The organism is Prevotella sp. (assembly GCF_036570325.1).
Classification (GTDB): domain Bacteria; phylum Bacteroidota; class Bacteroidia; order Bacteroidales; family Bacteroidaceae; genus Prevotella.
Map to the genome: position 1 here is coordinate 1 of NZ_DATCYK010000029.1, position 6136 is coordinate 6136.

Annotated in this window: 5 tRNA genes and 3 rRNA genes; all 8 read left to right on the forward strand. The window is 47.1% G+C overall.

Annotated features, from left to right (window positions below):
• Positions 1-485 precede the first annotated feature (485 nt).
• The 8 genes from VIR50_RS02490 (at position 486) to VIR50_RS02525 (ending at position 5913) form a co-directional block, all read left to right on the forward strand.
• Positions 486-2001, forward strand: a 16S ribosomal RNA gene (locus VIR50_RS02490).
• Positions 2002-2303: 302 nt separating this feature from the next.
• Positions 2304-5202, forward strand: a 23S ribosomal RNA gene (locus VIR50_RS02495).
• 136 nt (positions 5203-5338) lie between these two features.
• Positions 5339-5455: ribosomal RNA gene (rrf, locus tag VIR50_RS02500) — 5S ribosomal RNA — on the forward strand.
• The 16S, 23S and 5S rRNA genes sit together here with 5 tRNA genes alongside, the layout of an rRNA operon.
• 5 nt (positions 5456-5460) lie before the next feature.
• A tRNA-Leu gene (locus VIR50_RS02505) sits at positions 5461-5550 on the forward strand.
• A 30-nt stretch (positions 5551-5580) separates the two neighbouring features.
• Positions 5581-5657 (forward strand) — tRNA-Ile (locus VIR50_RS02510).
• A 9-nt stretch (positions 5658-5666) separates the two neighbouring features.
• A tRNA-Trp gene (locus VIR50_RS02515) sits at positions 5667-5742 on the forward strand.
• Between the two features lie 15 nt (positions 5743-5757).
• Positions 5758-5834 (forward strand) — tRNA-Ile (locus tag VIR50_RS02520).
• Between the two features lie 3 nt (positions 5835-5837).
• Positions 5838-5913 (forward strand) — tRNA-Phe (locus VIR50_RS02525).
• The last annotated feature ends 223 nt before the right edge of the window (positions 5914-6136 follow it).

Consider the following 6136-nt stretch of genomic DNA (forward strand, 5'->3'; position numbering starts at 1 on the left):
AAGTGTATCATACAAGGTGTATGATGGATTTAAGCATGAACTTACAAATTGCAAGGGAAATGAACACATATTAGAGGATATAAAAAACTTTTTTACAAAAAACTAAAAAAAGTATTGACGTATATCTTAAAAGGGTGTATAGCATTACTTGTCGCTGAGAGATACAGCGTCACAACAGAAGAAGTATGGATAGTGTATTTGTCCTTGAAATAGAGTTTTATACAAATTCTATTTACCGACAGAAAAACATTATAAAAAAACTTCAAAAAACATATTGACAAACAAAAGTAAATGTGTTATCATTAATAGGTCGTCAAGTGAGGCGGCAATGAACTTTGAAAATTGAACAGCAGGTTAATTCAAAAGTCACAAAGTGACAATTGATTAATCGTTTAAACCATGTAAGGAAACTTACTTGATTTAAACCACAAACAAACCAAGCCAGATATTTTAGAGATAACAATAGTCTGAGCGAGAACAAATTTTTTTATGAGAGTTTGATCCTGGCTCAGGATGAACGCTGGCGGCGTGCCTAACACATGCAAGTCGAGCGCGTCTTATCGGTGCTTGCACTGAGAAAGATGAGCGGCGGACGGGTGAGTAACGCGTGGGTAACCTGCCCTATACACATGGATAACATACTGAAAAGTTTACTAATACATGATAATATATATTTACGGCATCGTAGATATATCAAAGTGTTAGCGGTATAGGATGGACCCGCGTCTGATTAGCTAGTTGGTGAGATAACTGCCCACCAAGGCGACGATCAGTAGCCGACCTGAGAGGGTGATCGGCCACATTGGAACTGAGACACGGTCCAAACTCCTACGGGAGGCAGCAGTGGGGAATATTGCACAATGGGCGAAAGCCTGATGCAGCAACGCCGCGTGAACGATGAAGGTCTTCGGATCGTAAAGTTCTGTTGCAGGGGAAGATAATGACGGTACCCTGTGAGGAAGCCCCGGCTAACTACGTGCCAGCAGCCGCGGTAATACGTAGGGGGCTAGCGTTATCCGGATTTACTGGGCGTAAAGGGTGCGTAGGTGGTCTTTCAAGTCGGTGGTTAAAGGCTACGGCTCAACCGTAGTTAGCCTCCGAAACTGGAAGACTTGAGTGCAGGAGAGGAAAGTGGAATTCCCAGTGTAGCGGTGAAATGCGTAGATATTGGGAGGAACACCAGTAGCGAAGGCGGCTTTCTGGACTGCAACTGACACTGAGGCACGAAAGCGTGGGTAGCAAACAGGATTAGATACCCTGGTAGTCCACGCTGTAAACGATGAGTACTAGGTGTCGGGGGTTACCCCCCTCGGTGCCGCAGCTAACGCATTAAGTACTCCGCCTGGGGAGTACGCACGCAAGTGTGAAACTCAAAGGAATTGACGGGGACCCGCACAAGTAGCGGAGCATGTGGTTTAATTCGAAGCAACGCGAAGAACCTTACCTAAGCTTGACATCCCTTAGACCGGTGTTTAATCACACCTTCCCTTCGGGGCTGAGGTGACAGGTGGTGCATGGTTGTCGTCAGCTCGTGTCGTGAGATGTTGGGTTAAGTCCCGCAACGAGCGCAACCCTTGTCTTTAGTTGCCAGCATTCAGTTGGGCACTCTAGAGAGACTGCCAGGGATAACCTGGAGGAAGGTGGGGATGACGTCAAATCATCATGCCCCTTATGCTTAGGGCTACACACGTGCTACAATGGGTGGTACAGAGGGTTGCCAAACCGTGAGGTGGAGCTAATCCCTTAAAGCCATTCTCAGTTCGGATTGTAGGCTGAAACTCGCCTACATGAAGCTGGAGTTACTAGTAATCGCAGATCAGAATGCTGCGGTGAATGCGTTCCCGGGTCTTGTACACACCGCCCGTCACACCATGGGAGTCGGAAACACCCGAAGCCGATTATCCAACCGCAAGGAGGAAGTCGTCGAAGGTGGCGTCGATAACTGGGGTGAAGTCGTAACAAGGTAGCCGTATCGGAAGGTGCGGCTGGATCACCTCCTTTCTAAGGAGAATTACCTGCTGTTCGATTTTGAAAGTTCATTAGACTTTCAAAGTTTGTACCTTGAAAACTGAATAATTTAGTGATTACAAAAGACATCTATCAAGTTAAACTTGATAAATATATGAGAGAAAACTCATTAAAAAACACCAATTATTCTTTTAACACTGGTCGAAAGACCAAAATTAGAAAAATCTCATTAATAACATAGTGAATCGGAAATTTTATTATCTTGGAAAGGATTACAGATGTTTCACATCTGCATTAGTTCCACCAACAAAATTAAAATTTTGGGTGTCACTTAAGGTCAAGTTATTAAGGGTGCAGGGCGGATGCCTTGGCACTAGGAGCCGATGAAAGACGTGATAAGCTGCGATAAGCTTCGGGGAGTGGCACATACACATTGATCCGAAGATTTCTGAATGAGGAAACTCACTTGGAGTAATGTCCAAGTATCCTTAGATGAATACATAGTCTAAGGAGGGGAACTCAGGGAACTGAAACATCTAAGTACCTGAAGGAAGAGAAAGAAATTCGATTCCGCTAGTAGCGGCGAGCGAACGCGGAAGAGCCCAAACCAAGTTAGTTTACTAATTTGGGGTTGCGGACATATCTTAAGGAGAAGTTATTGCGAGTGGAAGAGTTCTGGAAAGTTCTACCACAGAGGGTAATAGTCCCGTACACAAAGCCAAGAAAGCTCTTGATATGATCCAGAGTACCACGAGACACGTGAAACCTTGTGGGAAGCAGGGGGGACCACCCCCCAAGGCTAAATACTACCTAGTGACCGATAGCGTATAGTACCGTGAGGGAAAGGTGAAAAGAACCCCGGGAGGGGAGTGAAATAGAACCTGAAACCCTGCACTTACAAACTGTGGGAGCGCATTATTCGCGTGACCGCGTACTTTTTGTAGAACGGGCCAACGAGTTACGTTATGTGGCAAGGTTAAGCACTTAAGGTGTGGAGCCGTAGCGAAAGCGAGTCTTAACTGGGCGACATAGTCACATGACGTAGACCCGAAACCGGGCGACCTACCCATGAGCAGGATGAAGCGAAAGTAAAATTTCGTGGAGGTCCGAACCCACGTACGTTGAAAAGTGCGGGGATGACTTGTGGGTAGCGGTGAAATTCCAATCGAGCTCGGAGATAGCTGGTTCTCCTCGAAATAGCTTTAGGGCTAGCCTTGAATGTAGAGATGTGGAGGTAGAGCACTGAATGTCCTAGGGGGTATTGCACTTACCGAAGACTATCAAACTCCGAATGCCATAATCTTTTATTCAGGAGTCAGACTGTGGGTGATAAGGTTCATAGTCGAAAGGGAAAGAGCCCAGACCGTCAGCTAAGGTCCCTAAATGTATGTTAAGTGGTAAAGGATGTGGGATTGCACAGACAACCAGGATGTTGGCTTAGAAGCAGCCATTCATTTAAAGAGTGCGTAATAGCTCACTGGTCGAGTGATCCTGCGCCGAAGATTTCCGGGGCTAAAACATACTACCGAAGCTACGGTACCGCAAGGTAGGTAGAGGAGCTTCCCATGCAGGATGAAGCAGTACCGTAAGGAGCTGTGGACAGTATGGGAGAGAGAATGTTGGCATGAGTAGCGAGATGAAGGTGAGAATCCTTCAGGCCGTAAACCCAAGGTTTCCAGGGGAAGGTTCGTCCTCCCTGGGTTAGTCGGGACCTAAGCTCAGGCCGAAAGGCGTAGGCGATGGACAACAGGTTGAAATTCCTGTACTACCGATAATCGTTTGAGAGAAGGGATGACACAGTAGGATAAGCTGAGCACACTGTTGGTTAAGTGTGTCTAAGTATTGAGGCAGACCAGATAGGCAAATCCGTTTGGTTAATGCTAGGATACGATGGGGAGCGAAATAAAGTAGCGAAGCAGCTGATTTCACACTGTCGAGAAAAGTCTCTATCGAGATTAAAGGTACCCGTACCGCAAACCGACACAGGTGGGTGAGGAGAGTATCCTAAGGCCAGCGAGAGAACTGTTGTTAAGGAACTCGGCAAAATGACCCCGTAACTTAGGGATAAGGGGTGCCCCAGCAATGGGGCCGCAGAGAATTGGCCCAAGCGACTGTTTACCAAAAACATAGGTTTCTGCTAAGTCGCAAGACGATGTATAGGAGCTGACGCCTGCCCGGTGCTGGAAGGTTAAGGGGATCTGTAAGAGCAATCGAAGCAGTGATCTTAAGCCCCAGTAAACGGCGGCCGTAACTATAACGGTCCTAAGGTAGCGAAATTCCTTGTCGGGTAAGTTCCGACCCGCACGAAAGGCGTAACGATTTGGGCACTGTCTCAACAACAGACTCGGTGAAATTGTAGTCCCGGTGAAGATGCCGGGTACCTGCGACAGGACGGAAAGACCCCATGGAGCTTTACTGTAGCTTGACATTGGGTCTCGGTACTACATGTACAGGATAGGTGGGAGACGAAGAAATCTGGGCGTCAGTTTAGATGGAGTCAACCTTGGGATACCACCCTTGTAGTATTGGGACTCTAACCATAGGCCATGAAACTGGTCTTGGGACACTGTCTGGTGGGCAGTTTGACTGGGGCGGTCGCCTCCCAAAAGGTAACGGAGGCGCTCAAAGGTTCCCTCAGTACGGTCGGAAATCGTACGAAGAGTGTAAAGGCAAAAGGGAGCTTGATTGCAAGACAAACAGGTCGAGCAAGGTAGAAATACGGACTTAGTGATCCGGTGGTTCTGAGTGGAAGGGCCATCGCTCAACGGATAAAAGCTACCCTGGGGATAACAGGCTTATCTCCCCCAAGAGTCCACATCGACGGGGAGGTTTGGCACCTCGATGTCGGCTCATCACATCCTGGGGCTGTAGTTGGTCCCAAGGGTTGGGCTGTTCGCCCATTAAAGTGGTACGCGAGCTGGGTTCAGAACGTCGTGAGACAGTTCGGTCCCTATCCGTCGCAGGCGTAGGAAATTTGAGGAGATCTGTCCTTAGTACGAGAGGACCGGGATGGACATACCTCTGGTGTACCAGTTGTTCTGCCAAGGGCATGGCTGGGTAGCTATGTATGGAAAGGATAAGCGCTGAAAGCATCTAAGCGCGAAGCCAACTTCAAGATAAGATTTCCCACCGTAAGGTTAAGATCCCAGGAAGACTACCTGGTTGATAGGTCAGAGGTGTAAGTGCAGCAATGTATGTAGCTTACTGATACTAATAGATCGAGGACTTGACCAATAAGATGTTTTAGTAAGAGCAAGTTATTCAGTTTTGAGGGTACAAATAAGGAATGCAGATTTCAAAAGAAATTTGTATTAGTTCAGCTGTTAACTTTCGACTCCATTTAGTCGTTGAAAGTTTGGCTTCATTAAAATGTGGTTACTATAGCAAGGAGGATACACCTGTTCCCATTCCGAACACAGAAGTTAAGCTCCTTAGCGCTGAAAGTACTTGGTGGGAAGCCGCCTGGGAGGTTAGGACGTAGCCACGTAAAGTGCCGAAGTGGCGGAACTGGCAGACGCACAGGACTTAAAATCCTGCGAAACTTATACTTTCGTACCGGTTCGATTCCGGTCTTCGGCACCAGAATAGAAGATTATATATGCCAACACTTATGGACCATTAGCTCAGTTGGTTAGAGCGCCCGGCTCATAACCGGTAGGTCCGGGGTTCGAGTCCCTGATGGTCCACCATTTAACCATAGGGGTGTAGCTCAGTTGGTAGAGCGTCGGTCTCCAAAACCGTGCGCCGGGGGTTCGAGTCCCTCCACCCCTGCCAGTAATTTTATAGTATGGGCCTATAGCTCAGGTGGTTAGAGCGCACGCCTGATAAGCGTGAGGTCGCTGGTTCGAGTCCAGCTAGGCCCACCATATGCCTAGATAGCTCAGTCGGTAGAGCAGGGGACTGAAAATCCCCGTGTCGGTGGTTCGATTCCGCCTCTAGGCACCAAAGATAGTATTGACATTATAAAGTGAATGTGATACTATGAACAAGTCGTCGAAAGTGGCGAATATTTGTAAAAGTCTTAACTAATAAATGAACTTTGAAAATTGAACAGCAGGTTAATTCAAAAGTCACAAAGTGACAATTGATTAATCGTTTAAACCATGTAAGGAAACTTACTTGATTTAAACCACAAACAAACCAAGCCAGATATTTTAGAGATAACAAT